This window comes from Citrobacter freundii complex sp. 2025EL-00176, from assembly GCF_053309355.1.
In genome coordinates this window covers 382,781-403,496 of the sequence record NZ_JBRYHT010000001.1, presented here as the reverse complement: position 1 = coordinate 403,496, position 20,716 = coordinate 382,781, and the positions used below count along the sequence as shown (strand labels likewise).

The following is a 20,716-nucleotide window of genomic DNA, read 5'->3' as shown; positions in this document are numbered from 1 at the left end:
TAATCCAGAGTAGATAGCATTTTTCTGTAGGTTGCACTCTCTCACATTTTTTTCGGTTGCACCTTTGAAAAGTGTTAACTACCGCAGAGAAAAAGATTCCGTAATTTTTATTCCCCCTGTCACGAAACCCAACTTTATTAACATTTCATTCATTTTCAAGCTTGCAAACCACGTCACATTTAACACGGTTGCACAAAGTTGCAACATAGAGGATATTTCTCGGTAACTATCAGACCCGTATTTCAGTACAACAGGAGTAAACGGCATGGGAACCACCACGATGGGGGTTAAGCTGGATGACGCCACTCGCGAGCGTATTAAAACAGCCGCATCACGAATCGATCGCACACCGCATTGGCTGATCAAACAAGCCATCTTTAATTATCTCGAAAGACTGGAAAATGACGATGCGCTTCCTGAACTGCCGGCCCTGCTGGCGGGCGCTGCGAATGAGGGCGAGGAGTCAACCGCGCCGCAGAATGAAGCGCATCAGCCTTTCCTGGAGTTTGCCGAACAAATTCTGCCGCAGTCCGTTTCCCGCGCGGCAATCACCGCCGCATACCGCCGCGCTGAAACCGACGCCGTGCCGATGCTGATGGAGCAGGCACGTCTGCCGCAACCCATTGCCGAGCAGGCGCATAAGCTGGCGTACGAACTGGCGGACAAACTGCGTAACCAGAAGACCGCCAGCGGCCGCGCTGGGATGGTACAAGGTTTATTGCAGGAGTTCTCCCTTTCTTCGCAGGAAGGCGTGGCGCTGATGTGTCTGGCCGAAGCCCTGCTGCGTATTCCCGATAAGGCAACCCGCGATGCGTTGATCCGCGACAAAATCAGCAACGGTAATTGGCAGTCGCACATCGGGCGTAGCCCGTCCCTGTTCGTTAACGCGGCGACCTGGGGATTGTTGTTTACCGGTCGTCTGGTTTCTACGCATAACGAAGCCAGCCTCTCCCGCTCGCTCAACCGTATTATCGGCAAGAGCGGCGAACCTTTAGTACGCAAAGGCGTCGACATGGCGATGCGCTTAATGGGCGAGCAGTTCGTCACTGGAGAAACCATCGCCGAAGCGCTGGCTAACGCACGTAAACTGGAAGAAAAGGGCTTCCGCTACTCTTACGACATGCTGGGCGAAGCCGCGCTTACCGCCGCAGATGCCCAGGCTTATCTGGTTTCTTACCAGCAGGCGATCCACGCCATTGGTAAAGCGTCTAACGGACGCGGCATTTATGAAGGGCCCGGCATATCGATCAAGCTGTCGGCGCTGCACCCGCGCTATAGCCGCGCGCAATATGACCGCGTAATGGATGAACTCTATCCACGCCTGAAATCGTTGACACTGCTGGCCCGTCAGTACGACATCGGTATTAATATCGACGCCGAAGAGGCTGACCGACTGGAGATCTCCCTCGATCTGCTGGAAAAACTGTGCTTCGAACCCGAACTGGCGGGCTGGAACGGTATCGGCTTTGTTATTCAGGCCTACCAGAAGCGCTGCCCGTTTGTTATCGACTATCTGATCGATCTCGCCACCCGCAGTCGCCGCCGTCTGATGATCCGTCTGGTTAAGGGCGCCTACTGGGATAGCGAAATCAAGCGTGCGCAAATGGACGGCCTGGAAGGCTATCCGGTCTATACCCGTAAGGTGTATACCGACGTTTCCTATCTGGCCTGTGCGAAAAAATTGCTGGCGGTACCGAATCTGATCTACCCGCAGTTCGCCACCCATAACGCCCACACGCTGGCGGCGATTTATCAGTTAGCGGGGCAAAACTATTATCCTGGTCAGTACGAGTTCCAGTGCCTGCACGGCATGGGCGAACCACTATACGAACAGGTAACCGGCAAAGTCGCGGATGGCAAACTGAACCGTCCATGCCGTATTTATGCGCCAGTAGGTACGCACGAAACGCTGCTGGCGTACCTGGTGCGTCGTCTGCTGGAAAACGGCGCTAACACGTCGTTCGTCAACCGTATTGCTGACACCACTTTGCCGCTGGACGAACTGGTTGCCGATCCGGTAGAAGCCGTGGAAAAACTGGCGCAACAGGAAGGCCAGGCAGGTTTGCCGCATCCGAAGATTCCCCTGCCGCGCGACCTGTACGGCAAAGGCCGGGAAAACTCAGGCGGGCTGGATTTGGCTAACGAACATCGTCTGGCCTCGCTGTCCTCTGCCCTGCTCAATAGCGCGCTGCAAAAATGGCACGCCAAACCGATGCTGGAGCAGCCGGTTGCTGACGGTGAAATGACCCCGGTGGTTAACCCGGCCGAGCCAAAAGACATTGTCGGCTACGTGCGGGAAGCGACTCACAGCGAAGTGGAACAGGCGTTACAAAACGCCGTCAATAATGCGCCAATCTGGTTTGCGACGCCGCCACAAGAGCGCGCCGCTATTTTGCATCGCGCTGCCATTCTGATGGAAGGCCAGATGCAGCAATTGATTGGCATTCTGGTGCGCGAAGCGGGTAAAACCTTCAGCAACGCCATTGCAGAAGTGCGCGAAGCGGTAGATTTCCTGCACTATTATGCAGGCCAGGTGCGCGATGATTTCGATAATGAAACCCATCGTCCGTTAGGCCCGGTGGTGTGTATCAGCCCGTGGAACTTCCCGCTGGCCATTTTCAGCGGACAGATTGCTGCCGCGCTGGCCGCAGGCAACAGCGTACTGGCAAAACCAGCGGAACAAACCCCGCTGATTGCCGCCCAGGGTATCGCGATTTTACTCGAAGCGGGCGTACCGCCGGGCGTGGTACAACTGTTGCCGGGCCAGGGCGAAACCGTCGGGGCGCAGCTCACTTCCGATGAGCGCGTACGCGGCGTGATGTTTACTGGCTCGACGGAAGTCGCCACGCTGTTGCAACGCAATATTGCGACCCGCCTTGATGCTCAGGGCCGACCAATTCCGCTTATCGCCGAAACCGGTGGTATGAACGCGATGATCGTCGACTCCTCAGCGCTGACGGAACAGGTTGTAGTGGACGTGCTGGCCTCTGCGTTTGACAGTGCCGGACAGCGCTGCTCCGCGCTGCGCGTCCTGTGTCTGCAGGATGATATTGCCGACCACACGCTGAAAATGCTGCGCGGGGCGATGGCGGAATGCCGCATGGGTAACCCGGGTCGCCTGACTACCGATATTGGGCCGGTTATCGATGAAGAAGCCAAAGCCAATATTGAGCGCCATATTCAGGCCATGCGCGCCAAAGGACGTCCGGTGTTCCAGGCCGTGCGCGAAAATAGCGACGATGCGCGGGAATGGCAAACCGGTACCTTTATCGCCCCGACGCTTATTGAGCTGGAAAGCTTCGATGAATTACAAAAAGAGGTGTTCGGTCCGGTACTGCACGTCGTGCGTTACACCCGTAACAATCTGGGCAGCCTGATTGAACAAATTAATGCCTCCGGCTACGGCCTGACGCTGGGCGTCCACACTCGTATCGATGAAACCATCGCTCAGGTCACGGGATCTGCACATGTGGGGAACCTGTACGTTAACCGTAATATGGTTGGCGCCGTCGTCGGGGTGCAGCCATTCGGTGGCGAAGGCTTGTCAGGAACCGGACCAAAAGCAGGTGGACCGCTGTACCTGTACCGCCTGCTGGCTAACCGTCCGGAGAATGCGCTGGGTATTACGCTTGCCCGTCAGGATGCAGACTATCCGGTAGACGCGCAGCTTAAAGCGGCACTCGTTCAACCGTTGGAAGCGCTCACCGAATGGGCCGCCGATCGCCCGTCGCTGCGTACGCTTTGCCAACAGTTTGGCGAACTGGCGCAGGCCGGAACGCAACGTCTGTTGCCAGGGCCAACCGGCGAGCGCAATACCTGGACGCTGTTACCACGCGAGCGCGTACTGTGTATCGCCGATGACGAGCAGGATGCGCTGGTGCAGGTTGCCGCCGTGACTTCGGTGGGAAGCTTGATCCTGTGGCCGGATGATGCGTTCCATCGCGAGCTGGCTAAACGTCTGCCTGGCGCGGTCTCCGGACGCATCCAATTTGCCAAAGCGGATAGCATCACCACGCAACCGTTCGATGCCGTTATTTTCCATGGCGATTCCGATCAGCTTCGCGCGTTGTGTGAAGCGGTGGCGGCCCGTGAAGGTGCGATTGTGTCGGTTCAGGGATTTGCCCGCGGCGAAAGCAATATTCTGCTTGAGAGGCTGTATATTGAACGTTCCCTGAGCGTCAATACTGCCGCTGCCGGAGGGAACGCCAGCCTGATGACAATCGGCTAAGGTTGTGCTTAATTAAGGCTCCGGTAACGGGGCCTTTTTTATAAAGCCAGAGGGAAACATGAAACGAATTTTACTGACATGTGCAGCGCTGCTGCTGAGCGGACAGGCGCTGGCAGATGACTGTACCAACGCGAATAATCAAGCTGAAATGAACACCTGTGCGGCAGAGCAGTTTAAAGCAGCCGACGCCAAACTTAATGAAACGTATCAAAATGCGCTGAAGCGCGCCGCCCCAACCCAGCGCGATTTACTGAAAAAAGCGCAAACTTCGTGGATAACCTTGCGCGATGCAGACTGTGCGTTAATCAGCTCTGGCACCGAAGGTGGTAGCGCCCAGGCGATGATTTCCAGCCAGTGTTTAACGGATAAGACCAACGAGCGCGAAGCGTTTCTCGCCTCGCTTTTACAGTGTGAAGAAGGCGATTTAAGCTGTCCGCTACCGCCTGCCAGCTAACGCACGCGGATCCCTTCAATAATCATCCGCTGTACGCTCTCAACGGTCTGATTAAAAAAGGCTTCATCACGCAGCGTTGCGCCGGTTACCGCCTCTACCTGGGGGGCAAAGTCTGCATAATGCTGTGTTGAAGCCCAAATCATGAAAATCAGATGGTGCGGATCGACAGGAGCCAGTTTCCCACTGCTTACCCATCCGGCAATCAACGCCGATTTCTCATCAATCAGCGTTTTAAGATCGCCCGTTAATTCAGCCATCAACAATGGCGCACCCGCCAGCATCTCCATGCAGAACAACCGGGAAGCCTGCGGGTAATCGCGCGACACTTCCAGCTTAAGGCGAATGTATTCTTTAATGGCTACCAGCGGCGCAAAGTCTTCGCGAAACGCCTTCAGCGGTGCCAGCCAGATATCAAGGATTTGCCGTAAAACGGCAATATAGAGCACCTCTTTTGACGGGTAATAATAGAGCAAATTGGTTTTTGACACGCCCGCCTGCTCTGCCACCTGTTCCAGACGCGTACCGTGGATCCCATATTGGGAGAAGATATTTAATGCCGCGGTTAAAATAGCCTGACGTTTTGCACTGACGGCTTGCGAGCGTTTACCGTTTTTTTTCTCTGCGCGTTGGACCATGCGCCCTCTCCTTCTTGTGAGGGCGTCAGCATACCAAATCACGCGGTGAATGGTTAAATTAAAGCGATTCCGGAGGCACCGCCTGCGGCTGTGCTTTTTTCTTTTTGAACTTCAGTTCGCTGACAAGTACGCCAACAATAATGAATGCCGCGCCCAACAAAGCCAGGAGCGGTAAGCGTTCACCCGCCAGACGACCAAAGATCCCCGCCCACACCGGCTCACCGGTATAGATGACCGTCGCCCGCGTCGGCGAAACGCTGCGCTGCGCCCAGTTCATGGTGACCTGAATAATCGCGCTAAAAATGCCTAATCCCAGCGCGACCACCAGCAATCCTGTCGACATCGGCGGCACAGACTCTCCTGCCGGGGCCATGGCAATAAACGCCACCACAGAAGCGGTTGCCAGTTGCACCACAGTTACTCGACGCACATCCACTTTTCCCGCCCATGCGCTAATCAGAATAATTTCTGCCGCAATCGCCACCGCGCCCGCGAGCGTGATCCACTCACCTTCGCCCAGCGCCAGTAAATCTCCCCCCGGACCGGCAAGAAAAATCAACCCGATAAAGGCCAGTACAATCCCGACACACGGCATCAGGCCTGGTATCCGCCCCAGACACAGCCATTGCAACAGCGGCACCAGCGGTACGTACATCGCGGTAATAAACGCCGATTTACTGCTGGGAATAAACTGCAAGCCCCAGGTTTGCAGGCTATAGCCCAGCGCTATCGCAATGCCGATCGCCACGCCAGCTTTAACCTCCAGCCAGGTCAGCTTGTGCAGCGTTCGCCACGACAGAAGCGCCACGGCCAACGCGGCTGTAGCAAAGCGCACACCGACAAAGTAAAAGGGTCCGCTCAGGGTAACGGCATATTGCACCGCCAAAAACGTTCCACCCCAGAACATGGTGATCACAATGAGGATCGCCTCCTGAGGTTTAACAGAAAAGGAATAACGAGAAAGTAAAGACATGAGACACCCGATCAACAGAATGTCATTAGTCTGCGTTGCGTTTTGTTACAGTTCAACCTTGGAGATGAAAAAAAACCGCCGGAAGATCCCGGCGGCGGTGGCTTCGTGGCGGCTAAGATGAAACAAGAGACCGTCACGACATAACTAGCAGGCAATACAATAATTACGATTTATTATTGCCGTGGCTATTTTTGCCCCCTTTCTTGCCTGCTTCTGAAGCGCGTTGCGGGTCATTCTTGAAGTTTCCCCCGCTGTGCTGGCCACCTTTTCGACCTGCTTCTGATGCTCTTTCGCGGTCTTCCGCAAAGTTACCGGAACCGCCTCGATGGTTTGCCATTACTGACCTCCGTCATTGATTAGACATCATATTGCATAGGTACTGAGGAGTGATACCTCAACGCAGCGTTTGGGCGATGCCCTTGTTTTCGCTACGTGGAATTAAGCTTAGTGAAGACCGGCCTGTTGACCAGCAAACTGTAATATCCTGCAACAGGATCCGCTGCATAACCAAAATAATAACATCAAGAAATCAATAAGCCTTTCTTATGACTACTGAATTTCTCCCGGTTAAATATGTATCATTTTGCAACAAAAGAGGATGTTATAAAAATTGTTATAAATCAAAGAAGTGATTGTGAAATTTGCACTCCTGACAGTACGTCATATCTTTATAGGTAGGTAGCGAATCGCTACGGACACGGTTAACTCGAGGAGTAGTGTAAAATGGCAAAAGTTCTGGTGCTTTATTATTCCATGTACGGACACATTGAAACTATGGCCCATGCAGTTGCAGAAGGCGCGAATAAGGTAGACGGCGCGGAAGTCATCATTAAGCGTGTACCGGAAACCATGCAGCCTGAGATTTTCCTCAAGGCGGGCGGTAAAACACAAAATGCACCAGTCGCCACCCCGCAAGAACTGGCTGATTACGACGCCATTATTTTTGGTACCCCCACACGCTTTGGCAATATGTCCGGCCAGATGCGTACCTTCCTTGATCAGACTGGCGGGCTGTGGGCTTCCGGCGCGCTGTACGGCAAACTCGCCAGCGTATTCAGCTCAACGGGGACCGGCGGCGGTCAGGAACAAACCATTACCTCAACCTGGACGACGCTTGCCCATCATGGGATGGTGATTGTGCCTATCGGCTACGCAGCGCAAGAGCTGTTTGATGTTTCACAGGTTCGCGGCGGTACGCCTTACGGTGCAACTACCATTGCCGGAGGCGACGGCTCCCGTCAGCCAAGTCAGGAAGAGTTATCTATCGCCCGCTATCAGGGTGAATATGTCGCAGGTCTGGCAGTAAAACTCAACGGCTAATCTTCAACAGGAGGATTCGAATGCCAACTCAAGAAGCGAAAGCCCATCACGTCGGTGAATGGGCAAGTCTGCGCAATACATCGCCGGAAATAGCCGAAGCCATTTTTGAAGTCGCGCATTATGACGAGAAACTGGCGGAAAAAATTTGGGAAGAAGGTAGCGATGAGGTGCTCATCAAAGCCTTTGAGAAAACAGACAAAGATTCGCTCTTTTGGGGTGAACAGACTATCGAACGCAAAAACGTCTAGCGCTCTGACTCCCCCGCTCGCACGGGGGAGTTTCTCTTTTACTTCGCCGCCTCATTCAATACGCTATCGAACTTATCGATCGGGCAAAAGCCGTTCGCATCTACCGGACACCCTTTCAGCTCCAGCGTCACGCGCTGCGCCGGGGATTTCAGCGTCAGGACATCCGCATTACGCAACTGCTGCGAGCTTTGATAGACATATTCGATTTTCATCAGATCACGATTCGCCTTGCTGTCATGCCAGCGCTGGAAGACTATCTTCCCGCCGATCGGCGTACGCTCGTTCTGATCGTGAAGCTGGTACGGTTTGAAATCCAGCGCCGTGAGCAGCGAAGCAATGTTTGAGTCATGCCCCACCAGCACGGTTATTTTCGGTGCTTTCGCGCGTTCAGTGACCAGCGCATTATCAATATATTTTACCAGCGGTTTGGCGACGTTTTGCGCCACTTCCGGGGAGGTAAACAGGCTGTCCTGATAGCCATTTTTCAGCTTCGACAGCACCTTCCACTGCTGATCGGATTTAATCTCCCCCCAGGCAACCTGGTCCATCGGGAACCCTTCGTAATATTGCAGCGTGAAAGCATCGACCAGCGAGTTCCCCACCTTTAATGGCCCTGACACCCCTGGCTCCTGCTGGTATTTGGCGCTGAACGTATCTTTGGCGTCGGTCAGGGAACACTGCTGTTTTTCTTTACAGGACGGCGAGTCTTTGTAGTCGGTCATTTGCTCAAGCAATTGATAGCTGTCGCTGAGCTGCATTTTGCTGCGCTCTTTTTCCATCGCCTGGACGGCCTGCTGGCTGAAGGCGGCAGAATCATCGGTGATCACCGGGTTAAAGGTGGGATCCATGGTGCCCATTTTTTCCTGATGATGAACTGGAACATCGCACCCCGGGAACGCGCCGGTGACAAAGAACTGCGCCGTAGCAACCGTACGCTGCAGGCTATTCGCATAGGTATAGACCGTGTCTGGAGCCGGACATTCGCCCGTTTTTACCATCCCTTGCTCTGCCAGCCACTCACGCATGTAGTGACCCATATAGATTTCCAGCACGCCGCCTTTGGTGGTGAGTTGCCCGCCAGGAACATCCCATTCCGGCCATTGTTTAGGCGTGGACTGCTCAAGAACGCTGCCGTTATTGGCTAAAGGTGCACGTAAGTTATGCCGACTCATCATCAATACTTGCTGAAGCTGGTAGCCTTCCGGCGCGGTCTGCGCGTGCGCGGCGCCTGACAGTAATACAGCCCCTGCCACGGCTGCGGCGATTAACGATTTATTCATCCCTACGACCTCTTGTTGTTATCAATCACAACAGAGTGTGACAGAAACAAGAGATTTTTCCGGGAACGCTTTCGCAAAACAGGGCATCTACCGTGTTGTTTTAATACCGAACTCGCTATTGAGTTTGCGGATCCCAAGTGGGGTAAAGGTGACATGGCGGCTACCGGTCTGCGTTTTAATCCACTTTTGTTCGGTAAACCAGCGTAGAAGCGTTGCGCCAAGCACACCGCCAGGGTGGTATCGTCGCTCACTCCAGTCCAGACAACCGCAGGCTAATTTCCGCCGTGATGAGCCGGCAAAGAGGACAATCCCCATTTCCGTCAGCTTTTCCTGCCCGAGCTCAGTCAGCGTTTCACCATCCGACGTTAACCACTGGCGGGAAACGAACGTATCAAACAGTCTCACCGCCACTTCTCCGGCGAGATGGTCGTAGCAGGTACGGGCATGCCGCAAGCTTAGGGGCGTGGTGATTTTTCGAGGCGTAGATGTCGCCCACGCCACCCCCATTAGTCGTTCCAGCAGCTCAGCAATCTCCGCGCCTGCGAGGCGAAAATAACGATGCCTGCCCTGAGCGAGCGCTACCACAAAATGTTGTTCGCACAAACGCGCCAGGTGAGCGCTGGCAGTCGAAGCGGACACATCCGCTACGGCGCTGAGTTCGGTGGCGGCCCAGGCGCGGCCATCCATCAGCGCACACAGCATACGTGAGCGCGATTTATCGGCCATGGCTGCCGCCGTGAGCGCCATGCGCGATTCAAGTTCGCCCTCTTCTTCCTTTAACATCACGGATGCCATAGTGACCTCGTTGGCCCTGAATATCTGCATTAACGATGCCATGAAAGCGCGCTAAAGTCACCGAAGGGTCACGCCGCACGTAACATCATCTCTACACCCAGTCCGAGCAGACACAACAGAAAACAGCGTTTAAACACCAGCGGAGAAATAACCCGACGTACGCGGGTCCCCAGCCACTGACCAATCAGCGCAGGAACAATGGCCAAAGCCGATAAGCTCAGCGACTGTGCAGGCAGCGCATTGTGCCACCACAGTCCAAGCGCCAGTGCCAGCGTTGAAAATGTGAAAGAGATCCCCAGCGCCTGCACCAGTTCATCTTTCTCAAAACCCAGGGATTGGATCCAGGGCACCGCAGGCATCACAAATACGCCAGTTCCGCCGGTCAGCAAGCCGGTTACGAATCCAATAACGAGGGAGTATGGTTTTTCACGGTGCGGCGTCACCGCGATCGTCTTACCCGCCAACGTCCAGATGGCGTAAGCCACCAGCGCTACGCCGAGCGCAAACTGGGTACGGGCCGTGTCGCCGCCGGTAATCCAGGCGCTGGCAAGCAGGGTCGCTACCACTACCGTCAACAGCATAGGCCACAGCCGTTTAAGTAATCTGCGTGTATTACCGCGGCCGCCAAACTGGAACAAATTACTTATAAGCGAGGGTAAGAGCAGCATTGCCGCCGCGGCAACCGGCGAAATAAGCGATCCGAGGATGCCCATCGCCACGGTGGGTAACCCCATACCGGTGACCCCTTTCACCATGCCTGCGAGGACAAATGTGGCGGCAATCATCATTACCAGAGAAGGTCCAAACGCTAAAGAACTCGCCATACTGCACTTTCCTGCAAAGAGAAGGTGACCCATTCTGAACACCAATCACCCTGCTTGCTTCGCCAGACAACGAAATATGTCCTCCCGTTTTAGCGACGGCTCCATAAAAAATGCCGGGTTTCCCCGGCACGAATATCAGAACGTTTTCGCCCACCACAGCCGAAGCTTCATGCCCCAGTAGCTGGTCCAGCCGCTGGTTGTAGACACCACCCGGCCTTGCGACATCACCACCAGCGTAGGCGTGACGCTGATTTGCCAACTGCGGGAAATTGCCCCGTTTGCATCATTGATGACCGGAAAGTCCACGCCTTTACGCGATAGCCAGCGAGATACTTCGGCTTCATTACCGGAGCGTAGCGCAATGGTCATCACGTTTTCCCCTTGCGAACGTAGCCTGGCGACTTCCGGCGTCGTGAAACGACACACGCCGCACCAGCTTGCCCAGAAATAGAGCAATACCGGCTCGTTTTGACTCAGCGCCGCCAGCGTGACGGTTTCACCATCCAGCGTTTGTAAAGGTGCGCTGTCAAAAGAGGCAGGGAGCTGCGGTGCACGCCAGGCATCCATCAGCAGCATCACACCGGCCAACAACGCCAGTAAGATTACCCCTTCGCGCAGCCAGCGGCGCAGCTTACTGACCATTGGCTGCCGCCAGTTTTTCTTTTACGACTTCCTCAAGCGTTTCCCACGGTACCGCGCCGGGAATGAGTTCATCGCCAATAATCGTTGCAGGAGTACCTTGCACCCCGACCAGGCGCGCCAGTTGCAGATTCGTGCTCAGCGTTTCAGCACTTTGCGCGTCCAGCGTCACCGGAGTGGCACCCGCTTTTTCCTGGGCCTGTTTGATACTCACGTCGGTATGATAGCCCTTCTTCTGCATCAGCTTTTCATGCAGCGCCAGAAACTGCTGCGGATGCTGATGCCAGGTGGTCAGCACGGTCCGCGCCGCCAGTTCCGAACTTTCCCCTTTAAACGGCAGGGGTTTAATGACCACCGCCACGTCAGGATATTTCTGCACAATTTTCTCCAGCATTGGATCGAGCTGTTTGCAGTATGGACAGTTGTAATCGGTAAAGTTTATCAGCGTCAGTTTCGCCTGCTTTGCACCAATACGCGGACTGTTGGGGTCGTTAAACAGGGCTTCCTGGATAAGCGCTTCGATTTGCTTTTCCTGTTCCGGGGTAAATGGCGCAGGCTCTTTCGCCACGCTGACGGCAGAAAACAGGGTTAACAGCAGAACAATCATCATCTTCATGGGGTAACTCCTTTGGCATCATTCAACGTTTGCAGCACCGCATCGCGGGTTAACAACGTTGGCAACGCCTGACCTTCCGGCAGACCGGGTCCATAAATTTGGTTATACGGCACAGCAACCTGGCCGCGTTTTTTCAGAAATTCGGTGATGGCTTCAGAAGGGAGCGTCCAGTCGCCGCGCAGCGCCACCACATCCGGCTGTTGCAACGCGGCCTGGACGTCATCTTTATGCAAGGCGTTGTATTTATTTACCTTACAGGTAATGCACCAGTCCGCCGTGACGTCGATAAACACTCGCTTGTGTTGCGCCAACGCCTCTTCAATTGCCTGCTCGCTAAGCGGTTGCCAGTTGACGCTCTCTTTAGCGCTACTTTGCCCTGCCAGCCCTAAATGCGGGATCAGCAGTGTCGCGAGCCAGATAGCAGAACCCAGCATCATCACGCCGAGAAGGCGCCGCAGGATATTCATCCAGCGCCCTGGCCGCGGCAGGCGCAGCGCCAGACCCGGACGCAGGGCCACCAGCAGCCACGGCAGGCTCATCCCCAGACCCAGCGCGATAAACAGTCCCCACAACGTCGGCAATGAGGCCGTCAGTGCCACCGCCACCGCCGTGCCCAGAAACGGGGCGCTGCACGGCGTGGCGAGCAGGGTCGCAAATGCGCCTTGCCAGAAATGACCCGACAGGCCGTTGCCGCCGTGAGTCGCCAGCGTGGTAGTCATTGCTGAAGGCAGGCGGAATTCAAACCACCCGAACAGGCTGGCGCTGAACGTAAGCATCACCAGTACCATGACACCGATGAACCACGGATTCTGGAACTGGATCCCCCAGCCAAGCGCCTGATTGGTTAACCGCAGCACCGTCATCAATAGCGCTAGAGCCATAAAGGACACCAATATTCCGGCTACCGATGCGAGGAATTGACGGCGAATCTGGCGACGGCTTTTTTCCTCAACCAGTAAAATCGACCCCAGCTTCATGCCCAGCACCGGTAACACGCAGGGCATCAGGTTGAGGATCAACCCGCCCAATAGCGCCATTAACGCTACTTGCCACAGAGGAAGCGAAGCGTTATCGATGGCTGGCGCTTCGCCAATAGCAAGACGGCTTTCCTGCGCAACCCCGTTATCAGCCAGCACCAGCGTGACCGACTTACCGCGCAGATCCGGCGCGCCTTCCCCCCAGCCATCATGCACAGGTACCGTGGCGCGTAGCGTTTCCCCGTCAACCTGGATTTGCGGCATACCAAAATCCGCATCTTCTACGGCATCCAGATACAGCCCTGGCGCAGTCCAGCCTCCGGCGCGCTGCGCCTCAACGACCAGCTCTCCAGCACGCGCTCCGGCATGAAGAGAATCCGTCAGGCCGCTGGCGAGCGGGATCTGCCCCATCGCCTGAGCGTAGTCATGCGCAAAAGTCGGATCCTGAGCGGTGGGCGTCACGGAAAAAGGAAAATCCGTCAACAGGCAAACGTTGCTACAGGTGGATAGCGTCAAAACGCCGCTAAGCGTGGCGGGCGATCTGCCGCGCACCACCATCGGGAACGTCACCCGATCGTGATACCCCTGGGTGGTGATATTGGCGACCTCAAAGCGTGCAGGCGTTGGCCAGAACCAGTCGACCGTGGGCATTTCGCCCTTCCAGGCAATAGACGGCGCGATGCCCCCTTCCCCCGGCGAACGCCAGTAGGTTTTCCAGCCATCTTCCAGTTTAACGTCCAGCAGCAGGCGGGTTTCACCGGCTGCGGACGTATCGGCACGTAATCGCACGCTGGCGTGATCGTTGTCGGGTGAACGTAGCCAGCTGGGTTCAGCCGCCCAGGATACGGGCAGCCAGAGTAATAACAGACAGAGCAGCGCCTGCCTGAAAACAGTCATCATAGTTTTTCTCCGTGAATAATTATCTAACAGTCAGCAACGGCTGTTCTGTCATTCACGGAAAACGCAAAATCGGAGATGTACTCTGAGAGTGGGCGGCGAGATGGCTCGCGGTGGGAAAAAAGGTAAACGAAACGCGCGCACTGGTGCCAGCAGCGACAGCAGCAGACACAGTGTTAGAATAATGCCTTCAAATAGTACCGGCGGCGCTGCCAGTAACGACTTCGCACTCAGTTCACATGGCGTAACCGGGGTAGCCTCATCAGGTTGCGCTTGTTCGCTTGTGACAACGTTTGTGGTAACGGTGTTCATCTGCAACGCGTGCAGGCCCGCCATGCGTTGCGCGGTGCAAACCATCACCACAACACATGCCAGACAGAGGAACCACCATCCCATCCGTTGACGTTTCGCCATGCTACCCTCACTGATTGATGCGGGTTATCTTAACCACTCGCCAGGTTTTAGCAACCTTTGCGCTGTAAAGTTATGTCCTGCTGTTTGAAGGTTATACACGCCTTCGCGCAATAAATACGCTATATTTGAAATCACTATTCACCATATTCTCAGCATTATTTATTACAATATAACATTGCGAATTCAATAACTCTTAAAAGGTTGCGCTAGTTATTATTCATGTCTTACGAAAGATTCCACATAATATTTCACGCCGGTTTAAAAAAGACACTTCTAACGCACTGCCATGTATTGATGCGTAAATGAAAGTAAGGGTCAGTACATTTGCAATGTGAGTATCGTATTATAGCGAAACGCAATGGACACCCGTTCATTTCAAGAACAACTTGTTTAATAAATGTTATTTAGAGTATATGGAAATGAAAAAATATTTATTACCCCTGATTGGATTACTTTTCACAGTTAGCACCCAGGCAGCAACATTTACCGACGGCAAACAATTTATCTCACTGGAAAAGCCCGTCGCCACAGCACCCGCGGCGCTGAAGTTTTTCTCGTTTTACTGCCCCTCATGCTATCAATACGATGAAGTGTTTAAAGTGACTGATAACGTGAAAAAAGTTCTGCCTGCTGATGTCAAACTCACCGAGTATCACGTCGACTTTTTAGGCCCTTTAGGGCAAGACATGACGCATGCCTGGTCCGTCGCTATTCTCCTGAACGTGCAGGATAAAGTGAAACCATTGCTTTTTGATGCCGTGCAGAAAAAACAAACGATTAAGACAGCGGACGATATTCGTAACGTATTTATCAACGCCGGCGTTAGCGCCAGCGATTATGATGCCGCGTGGAATAGCTTTGCCGTGAAATCACTCACCGCCAAACAACAGGAAATGGCTAAAGCTGTAGATTTAAAAGGTGTGCCTGCCATTTTTATTAACGGTAAATATATGATCAACCCGAAGGGGCTGAAATCAGATGACCTTAATTCTTTTGTACAGAACTATGCAGACACGGTCCGCTTCCTGATAACCAAATCCTGATATTTCGCTAATCCGACTAGTCGCACCACATAACAGACGCCACAACCTTGCAACGCGCTGTTGGTGGTGCGACACCCGCATCATTTATACCGATATCCTTTCTTCCCGGTTGGCATTCGCCGTTATCAGGATTACCCTAAACTTAGCGGTGATACCTTTTGTCAGGGTTCACCTTCTGCAAGTGTTGATTTACACGAGAGAACGCTATGGAATTAAAGGATTATTACGCCATTATGGGCGTGAAACCGACAGACGATCTCAAGACAATCAAGACCGCCTATCGTCGACTCGCCCGTAAATACCATCCTGATGTCAGCAAAGAACCTGACGCAGAGGCCCGGTTCAAAGAGGTTGCTGAAGCCTGGGAAGTACTGAGTGATGAACAGCGACGCGCCGAGTACGACCAGTTGTGGCAGCACCGCAACGACCCACAGTTCAACCGTCAATTCCAGCAAGGAGAGAATCAAAACTATAGCGCCGAAGATTTCGACGATATTTTCTCCTCCATTTTCGGTCAGCATGCACACCACACGCGACAGCGCCATGCCAGTCGCGGACACGATATTGAAATTGAAGTTGCCGTATTCCTTGAAGAAACGCTCACTGAGCACAGCCGCACTATCAGTTACAACCTGCCGGTTTACAATGCCTTTGGCATGGTTGAACGGGAAATTCCCAAAACGCTGAACGTGAAAATCCCGGCAGGCGTGGGCAACGGTCAGCGTATCCGTTTGAAAGGCCAGGGTACTCCTGGTGAAAACGGAGGACCGAACGGTGATTTGTGGTTGGTGATTCATATCGCACCGCACCCACTGTTCGATATCGTCAATCAGGATCTGGAAGTGGTCGTTCCCGTAGCACCGTGGGAAGCCGCTTTGGGCGCGAAAGTGACCGTACCGACGCTGAAAGAAAGCATCCTGCTGACTATTCCTGCGGGCAGTCAGGCCGGGCAGCGGTTACGCATTAAGGGCAAAGGTCTGGTGAGTAAAAAACATACCGGCGATTTGTACGCGGTGATCAAAATAGTGATGCCGCCGAAACCTGACGACACCAGCGCCGCTCTGTGGCAACAACTGGCAGATGCACAAAAGACCTTTGATCCGCGCAAAGAGTGGGGGAAAGCATAATGGCTAACGTCACCGTCACCTTTACCATTACCGAATTTTGTCTGTACGCCGGTGTATCAGAAGAGGAACTGCATGAGATTGTCGGCTTAGGGGTGATTGAACCCCATGAAGACGAAACCTTTGACGATCATGCCCTGACCGTAATGCGACGCGCAATGCGCCTGCGCCAGGAGCTGGAGCTTGACTGGCCCGGAATCGCCGTTGCGCTGACGTTGTTAGAAGAGAACGCGCAGTTGCGTCAGGAAAACCGCGTGTTGCGCCAGCGCCTGTCTCGCTTTATCGCGAATTCATGATAAGACCCGGTTGACCGGGACTGTTTGAAATTGCTATCTCTACAGGTCACAAACCACATCGGATATTAGACATCGACCCAGAATGCATGGCGATTCCTGATTGCCCCAGGAACCGCCATCTGTTACTGCTGTTTCGTTTCTTGCAGATCCTTACGCAATTTATTCACGTCGTCTGCCGTTACTGCTGGCGCGTTGTTACCCCAACTGCTGCGCACAAAGGTCAGCAGTGAGGCTACCTGTTTATCATCCAGACGCCAGGCAAAATCTGGCATGGTTAGCCCGGTAGGCTCATCCTGCGTGACCGCCATTTGACCTCCCCGCAGCACTACGCTGATTAACGAGGACGGATCGTCACTCAGCACCGCTGAGTTATGCGCCAGAGCCGGGAAGGTTTTCGCATATCCCTGACCATCAATACGGTGACAGGCCGAACAGTTATCCATATATTCCTTCGCACCGGGTTTACTCATGTCGCCCTTAATCAGCGCCAGTGACGTTTCAGTATCAACTTTTGGCGCCACGGCCTGCGGATCGGAAGATTTCAGCGACTTCAGATAAACGGCCACCGCTGCAAGATCGTCATCGCTCAGATACTGAGTACTGTGCGCCACCACGTCAGTCATGGAACCAAATGCCGCGCTGTTATCAGTACGACCTGTCTTCAGGAATTCAGTAATTTCCTGCGCCGACCAGCGTCCCAGCCCGCTTTTCACGTTTCCGGTGAGATCCGGTGCATGCCACCCCTCCAGCGTACCACCGGTCAGATAATCAGCACCATTTTGATCCAGTGCTTTTTCCTGAAAACCGATCCCGCGCGGCGTATGACAGGTTCCGCAGTGCGCCAGACCCTGCACCAGATAAGCGCCACGATTCCACTGCGCGCTCTGAGCGCCATCCGGCGTAAAGACCGCATCATCATGAAATATCCCATTCCAGATAGATAACGGCCAGCGCATACTTAGCGGCCAGGGAATATCGCTATCTCGATTTTGCTGTTTTACAGCGGGCACCTGCTGCATAAAAAAGTCATACAGGATATGCATGTCCCGATCGGTAATTTTGGCATAGGAAGTATACGGCATAGCGGGATAGAGATTGCGCCCATCCTTCGCCACCCCCTCCCGTACCGCTTTGACAAAATCTTCGTAACGATAGTTACCGATCCCGGTCTCTTTATCCGGCGTAATATTGGTTGAGTAGACCGCTCCAATTGGCGTACTCATTTTAAGGCCACCAGCGTAAGCCTTGCCGCCCGCAGCGGTATGACAAGCGACACAATCGCCCGCCGCTGCGAGCTGTTGTCCTTGGCTGAAACTCTGGCTGGTGGTTCCGGCCTGAACGGCGGAGGCCAGTAAAGCCAGCGGCAGCACCGGAAGCAACGCTTTCCATTGAATCGTCATGTTAATCCCTCCCTTATGCCTGAACCAACGGGCCTGGGTTTGCCAGATACTGTGTACGAATCGCATGCGCGGCAAACAGCGCCGTCGCACCGACGATCCCCGTCGGGTTATAGGCCAGGTTTTGCGGGAAGCAACAGGCCCCCAGAACAAAGACGTTGGGTACATCCCAGCTCTGCATGTATTTGTTAACCACGCTCGTATTAGGGTTATCGCCCATGACTGCGCCACCGGTGGTATGGGTCGACTGATAGGGACGCACGTCATAATGCGCATCCATCTTTTTGAAGCCCATTTCATAATGTGGAGGGTTGATTTTCTTAACGATCTCTTCCGCTTTCGTACCAATAAAATGCGTCATTTTCAGCTCATTCGGCTGCCAGTCGAAGGTCATACGCAACAGCGGCTGCCCATGCAGATCTTTATAGGTTGGATCGAGATCCAAATAGCACTGTTTGTAGGGCATCACTGAACCGGATGACCCTACGTTCATCGTGTGCAGGTAGCTCTCTTTAATAGCTTTCTTCCAGCCGCTACCCCACTTCGGCGCATCTTTTGGCGTGGACATCTGCTGGATTGGGCGTCCACCGGTGATGGTGGCGGAAATTGTCGCGCCACCGACAAATCCCAGTTTGCTGTGATCAAAGTTCTCCGCATTAAAATCATCAATAAACATTCCGGTAGTCCCGGTCGCGGCAAACGGATTAAAATCATGATCCTGGTTAAAAAATAAAGAGATACCGCCATTCATCTGGTAGGCGTAATTGCGTCCAACCACGCCTTGTCCAGTCACCGGATCATAAGGCTTACCGATTTTCGACAGCAGCAGTAGCCGCACGTTGTGCAACTGGAAAGCGCTCAACACAACCAGGCTGGCCGGTTGTTCCACCTCTTGTCCGTTGGCGTCAATGTAGGTTACTCCTGTCGCCTTCTTCCCCGTCGAGTCGGTGTTAACCCGCAATACATGAGATTCAGTGCGCAGCTCAACATTCTTATATTGCTTCAAGGCAGGCAACACGCAGGATTGCGGTGAGGCTTTAGAGTAGTTAAAGCAGCCGAAACGCTCGCAAAATCCACAGTAGTTACACACGCCAAGCTGGACGCCATAAGGGTTGGTAAACGGTTCGCTACAGTTAGCAGCCGGAACCGGAAACGGATGGTATCCCAGCTCTTTAGCCGCCTTGCTGAACAGTATTCCGGAGTATTGTTGTTTTAGCGCTTTCGTCGGATAGGGGTGCTGCCGTTCGGCCTCGAAGGGGTTACCGCCTTCCACAATCTGACCTTGCACATTACCCGCCTGTCCGGCGGTACCGCAGATCTTCTCGTACTTGTCGAAGAATGGCTCCATCTCCTGATACGTAAACGGATAGTCCTGAACCGTCATATCTGCCGGAATAAAATCCGCGCCATATTTTTCGATGACCGTACTGCGCATCTTGAGATCGGCTTCCAGCGGGCGCCAGAGCATCCCGTTCCAGTGCACGCCAGCGCCGCCAACACCGTCTCCCGGCAGGAAGGAGCCAAATCGACGATACGGCAAAGCGGTATCAGACTGGGTATGGCGCACGGTTACCGTCTCTTTCGACGCATTCTGGAATAGTTTCAGCCGTATACCGTAGGTCAATTCATCTGCGATACGCGGATAGGCAAAATCAGGATATGTGTCGCGCGCTTCACCGCGTTCAAGCGCTAGAATCTTCAGCCCGCTGTCCGCGAGTTCCATCGCCATTAGCGAACCGGTCCAGCCAAAGCCCACGATAACCACATCTACAGGTTCTTTTTTAATTGTCATGGTTATACACTCCTCTTCCCTGAAATGCTTACCGGCCCCAGTGGATAAGGCTTACCAGGGTTATCCATCACCTGCTGATAGTCAGCACGCGCCCCCGGGAATCCGATCAGTTTCCACGATGCCATTGTCTGATTGCCTCCGTGCAGCGGATCGGCCAGGTATCCCTCTTTGGTGTTTTCCAGCATCTGAGTAAAGAAGATTTTCCCCGGCACGTTTTCAAAAGTCAGCGTTCCGCTTTCCAGTTGGCGCAGAACCTCTTCCTGCTGGGGATGGGTCAGTTCGACAAAGTTTTTCTGCTGCTTCTCCAGGCACCACTGATTCACGGCCTTTATACCGCGGCGCCAGGTTTCGCGCGGAACCAGATGAGACTGATAGCCAAGCTCAGGAACGGCATCAGCAAAGGGCCCATGCATATACCACAGATGCCCGTAGCCATAAGGCAACTCCATCTGTTTATCAATAAATACCGGCACGCCCTCGCTCACCGCCCCGGGGCCGTATTCATCTGCAGGGATCAGTCGATCGACCACCGCCAGTACAAACATCCACTCATCGTTATTAAAAAAACGCGGAACATACTGGGCTGATACGCCTTCAGAAGATGCGGATGATGCGGAGGTGCTCAGGGTAACCAGACTGCCACCCATAGCAGTCAGAGGGATAATTGCTAACGTTTGCTGTAAAAAACGCCGCCTCGAGGGAACGCCCTCATTTCCGTTATTGCTCATAAAACATTCCTGTATTTGCTTTATTAATAAGTCAAA

20 protein-coding genes are annotated in these 20,716 nt (G+C 53.9%); 7 read left to right on the top strand and 13 right to left on the bottom strand.

The window, feature by feature from the left end:
- The first annotated feature begins 265 nt into the window (after nt 1-265).
- Both putA and ACVXHP_RS01960 read left to right on the top strand, forming a co-directional pair.
- Complete coding sequence (gene putA / locus ACVXHP_RS01965) at nt 266-4,228, top strand: trifunctional transcriptional regulator/proline dehydrogenase/L-glutamate gamma-semialdehyde dehydrogenase (protein ID WP_447570760.1); 3,963 nt, start codon at nt 266-268, stop codon at nt 4,226-4,228.
- 58 nt (nt 4,229-4,286) lie between these two features.
- Nucleotides 4,287-4,682 (top strand): lysozyme inhibitor LprI family protein, encoded by a 396-nt coding sequence (locus ACVXHP_RS01960; protein WP_316129635.1) that lies wholly within the window; start codon nt 4,287-4,289, stop codon nt 4,680-4,682.
- On the opposite strand, the gene rutR is transcribed toward ACVXHP_RS01960, so the two are convergent.
- The 3 genes from rutR to ACVXHP_RS01945 form a co-directional block, all read right to left on the bottom strand.
- Nucleotides 4,679-5,317, bottom strand: coding sequence for an HTH-type transcriptional regulator RutR (rutR, locus tag ACVXHP_RS01955; protein WP_038639547.1), 639 nt, complete (start codon nt 5,315-5,317; stop codon nt 4,679-4,681). The genes ACVXHP_RS01960 and rutR overlap by 4 nt on opposite strands.
- 58 nt (nt 5,318-5,375) lie before the next feature.
- Nucleotides 5,376-6,290 (bottom strand): DMT family transporter, encoded by a 915-nt coding sequence (locus ACVXHP_RS01950; protein ID WP_316129634.1) that lies wholly within the window; start codon nt 6,288-6,290, stop codon nt 5,376-5,378.
- 163 nt (nt 6,291-6,453) lie between these two features.
- Nucleotides 6,454-6,627 (bottom strand): con-10 family general stress protein, encoded by a 174-nt coding sequence (locus ACVXHP_RS01945; RefSeq protein WP_003036022.1) that lies wholly within the window; start codon nt 6,625-6,627, stop codon nt 6,454-6,456.
- Between the two features lie 386 nt (nt 6,628-7,013).
- Between ACVXHP_RS01945 and wrbA the strand changes: the two genes are divergently transcribed.
- A complete protein-coding gene (gene wrbA / locus ACVXHP_RS01940; protein WP_003036019.1) occupies nt 7,014-7,610 on the top strand; it encodes an NAD(P)H:quinone oxidoreductase in 597 nt (198 codons plus the stop codon).
- A 20-nt stretch (nt 7,611-7,630) separates the two neighbouring features.
- The gene (locus ACVXHP_RS01935) at nt 7,631-7,858 is read left to right on the top strand and encodes a YccJ family protein (protein ID WP_038639537.1); all 228 of its coding nucleotides are present in this window, start codon (nt 7,631-7,633) and stop codon (nt 7,856-7,858) included.
- Between the two features lie 38 nt (nt 7,859-7,896).
- Here the strand turns inward: ACVXHP_RS01935 and agp are convergent, their stop codons facing one another.
- The 7 genes from agp to ACVXHP_RS01900 all read right to left on the bottom strand — a co-directional run bounded on the left by agp (nt 7,897) and on the right by ACVXHP_RS01900 (nt 14,300).
- Complete coding sequence (gene agp, locus ACVXHP_RS01930; protein ID WP_447570759.1) at nt 7,897-9,138, bottom strand: bifunctional glucose-1-phosphatase/inositol phosphatase; 1,242 nt, start codon at nt 9,136-9,138, stop codon at nt 7,897-7,899.
- Nucleotides 9,139-9,225: 87 nt separating this feature from the next.
- The gene (locus tag ACVXHP_RS01925) at nt 9,226-9,933 is read right to left on the bottom strand and encodes an ArsR/SmtB family transcription factor (protein ID WP_447570758.1); all 708 of its coding nucleotides are present in this window, start codon (nt 9,931-9,933) and stop codon (nt 9,226-9,228) included.
- Between the two features lie 68 nt (nt 9,934-10,001).
- Nucleotides 10,002-10,757: a sulfite exporter TauE/SafE family protein gene (locus ACVXHP_RS01920; RefSeq protein ID WP_447570757.1), complete on the bottom strand. Its 756-nt coding sequence runs from the start codon at nt 10,755-10,757 to the stop codon at nt 10,002-10,004.
- A 135-nt stretch (nt 10,758-10,892) separates the two neighbouring features.
- Nucleotides 10,893-11,399: a protein disulfide oxidoreductase gene (locus ACVXHP_RS01915; RefSeq protein ID WP_447570756.1), complete on the bottom strand. Its 507-nt coding sequence runs from the start codon at nt 11,397-11,399 to the stop codon at nt 10,893-10,895.
- A complete protein-coding gene (locus tag ACVXHP_RS01910; RefSeq protein ID WP_316129629.1) occupies nt 11,389-12,012 on the bottom strand; it encodes a DsbA family protein in 624 nt (207 codons plus the stop codon). Before ACVXHP_RS01910 ends, ACVXHP_RS01915 begins: the two co-directional genes overlap by 11 nt.
- On the bottom strand, nt 12,009-13,889 hold the full coding sequence (locus ACVXHP_RS01905; protein WP_447570755.1) for a protein-disulfide reductase DsbD family protein: 1,881 nt from the start codon (nt 13,887-13,889) through the stop codon (nt 12,009-12,011). The genes ACVXHP_RS01910 and ACVXHP_RS01905 overlap by 4 nt, the downstream gene beginning before the upstream one ends.
- Before the next feature lie 48 nt (nt 13,890-13,937).
- The gene (locus ACVXHP_RS01900; protein ID WP_447570754.1) at nt 13,938-14,300 is read right to left on the bottom strand and encodes a copper resistance protein; all 363 of its coding nucleotides are present in this window, start codon (nt 14,298-14,300) and stop codon (nt 13,938-13,940) included.
- A gap of 419 nt (nt 14,301-14,719) precedes the next feature.
- Here ACVXHP_RS01900 and dsbA point away from each other — a divergent pair, with 419 nt between their 5' ends.
- The 3 genes from dsbA to cbpM all read left to right on the top strand — a co-directional run bounded on the left by dsbA (nt 14,720) and on the right by cbpM (nt 16,763).
- Nucleotides 14,720-15,343: a thiol:disulfide interchange protein DsbA gene (dsbA, locus tag ACVXHP_RS01895; RefSeq protein ID WP_137370518.1), complete on the top strand. Its 624-nt coding sequence runs from the start codon at nt 14,720-14,722 to the stop codon at nt 15,341-15,343.
- Between the two features lie 206 nt (nt 15,344-15,549).
- Entirely contained in the window at nt 15,550-16,470 is a 921-nt protein-coding gene (gene cbpA / locus ACVXHP_RS01890; RefSeq protein WP_316129626.1) for a curved DNA-binding protein, read from the top strand.
- Nucleotides 16,470-16,763: a chaperone modulator CbpM gene (cbpM, locus tag ACVXHP_RS01885; RefSeq protein ID WP_447570753.1), complete on the top strand. Its 294-nt coding sequence runs from the start codon at nt 16,470-16,472 to the stop codon at nt 16,761-16,763. Before cbpA ends, cbpM begins: the two co-directional genes overlap by 1 nt.
- Nucleotides 16,764-16,885: 122 nt before the next feature.
- Here the strand turns inward: cbpM and ACVXHP_RS01880 are convergent, their stop codons facing one another.
- The 3 genes from ACVXHP_RS01880 to ACVXHP_RS01870 are packed head-to-tail and all read right to left on the bottom strand — an operon-like array spanning nt 16,886 to nt 20,680.
- Entirely contained in the window at nt 16,886-18,163 is a 1,278-nt protein-coding gene (locus ACVXHP_RS01880; protein WP_447570752.1) for a c-type cytochrome, read from the bottom strand.
- A gap of 13 nt (nt 18,164-18,176) precedes the next feature.
- Nucleotides 18,177-19,952 (bottom strand): GMC family oxidoreductase, encoded by a 1,776-nt coding sequence (locus ACVXHP_RS01875; protein ID WP_200006894.1) that lies wholly within the window; start codon nt 19,950-19,952, stop codon nt 18,177-18,179.
- Between the two features lie 2 nt (nt 19,953-19,954).
- A complete protein-coding gene (locus tag ACVXHP_RS01870; RefSeq protein ID WP_200006896.1) occupies nt 19,955-20,680 on the bottom strand; it encodes a gluconate 2-dehydrogenase subunit 3 family protein in 726 nt (241 codons plus the stop codon).
- Nucleotides 20,681-20,716 lie beyond the last annotated feature (36 nt).

What these genes read in the sequence shown, in the direction of transcription:
- putA (WP_447570760.1), top strand. Translation starts at nt 266, where the DNA reads ATGGGAACCACCACGATGGGGGTTAAGCTGGATGACGCCACTCGCGAG.
- ACVXHP_RS01960 (WP_316129635.1), top strand. Translation starts at nt 4,287, where the DNA reads ATGAAACGAATTTTACTGACATGTGCAGCGCTGCTGCTGAGCGGACAG.
- rutR (WP_038639547.1), bottom strand. Translation starts at nt 5,317, where the DNA reads ATGGTCCAACGCGCAGAGAAAAAAAACGGTAAACGCTCGCAAGCCGTC.
- ACVXHP_RS01950 (WP_316129634.1), bottom strand. Translation starts at nt 6,290, where the DNA reads ATGTCTTTACTTTCTCGTTATTCCTTTTCTGTTAAACCTCAGGAGGCG.
- ACVXHP_RS01945 (WP_003036022.1), bottom strand. Translation starts at nt 6,627, where the DNA reads ATGGCAAACCATCGAGGCGGTTCCGGTAACTTTGCGGAAGACCGCGAA.
- wrbA (WP_003036019.1), top strand. Translation starts at nt 7,014, where the DNA reads ATGGCAAAAGTTCTGGTGCTTTATTATTCCATGTACGGACACATTGAA.
- ACVXHP_RS01935 (WP_038639537.1), top strand. Translation starts at nt 7,631, where the DNA reads ATGCCAACTCAAGAAGCGAAAGCCCATCACGTCGGTGAATGGGCAAGT.
- agp (WP_447570759.1), bottom strand. Translation starts at nt 9,138, where the DNA reads ATGAATAAATCGTTAATCGCCGCAGCCGTGGCAGGGGCTGTATTACTG.
- ACVXHP_RS01925 (WP_447570758.1), bottom strand. Translation starts at nt 9,933, where the DNA reads ATGGCATCCGTGATGTTAAAGGAAGAAGAGGGCGAACTTGAATCGCGC.
- ACVXHP_RS01920 (WP_447570757.1), bottom strand. Translation starts at nt 10,757, where the DNA reads ATGGCGAGTTCTTTAGCGTTTGGACCTTCTCTGGTAATGATGATTGCC.
- ACVXHP_RS01915 (WP_447570756.1), bottom strand. Translation starts at nt 11,399, where the DNA reads ATGGTCAGTAAGCTGCGCCGCTGGCTGCGCGAAGGGGTAATCTTACTG.
- ACVXHP_RS01910 (WP_316129629.1), bottom strand. Translation starts at nt 12,012, where the DNA reads ATGAAGATGATGATTGTTCTGCTGTTAACCCTGTTTTCTGCCGTCAGC.
- ACVXHP_RS01905 (WP_447570755.1), bottom strand. Translation starts at nt 13,889, where the DNA reads ATGATGACTGTTTTCAGGCAGGCGCTGCTCTGTCTGTTATTACTCTGG.
- ACVXHP_RS01900 (WP_447570754.1), bottom strand. Translation starts at nt 14,300, where the DNA reads ATGGCGAAACGTCAACGGATGGGATGGTGGTTCCTCTGTCTGGCATGT.
- dsbA (WP_137370518.1), top strand. Translation starts at nt 14,720, where the DNA reads ATGAAAAAATATTTATTACCCCTGATTGGATTACTTTTCACAGTTAGC.
- cbpA (WP_316129626.1), top strand. Translation starts at nt 15,550, where the DNA reads ATGGAATTAAAGGATTATTACGCCATTATGGGCGTGAAACCGACAGAC.
- cbpM (WP_447570753.1), top strand. Translation starts at nt 16,470, where the DNA reads ATGGCTAACGTCACCGTCACCTTTACCATTACCGAATTTTGTCTGTAC.
- ACVXHP_RS01880 (WP_447570752.1), bottom strand. Translation starts at nt 18,163, where the DNA reads ATGACGATTCAATGGAAAGCGTTGCTTCCGGTGCTGCCGCTGGCTTTA.
- ACVXHP_RS01875 (WP_200006894.1), bottom strand. Translation starts at nt 19,952, where the DNA reads ATGACAATTAAAAAAGAACCTGTAGATGTGGTTATCGTGGGCTTTGGC.
- ACVXHP_RS01870 (WP_200006896.1), bottom strand. Translation starts at nt 20,680, where the DNA reads ATGAGCAATAACGGAAATGAGGGCGTTCCCTCGAGGCGGCGTTTTTTA.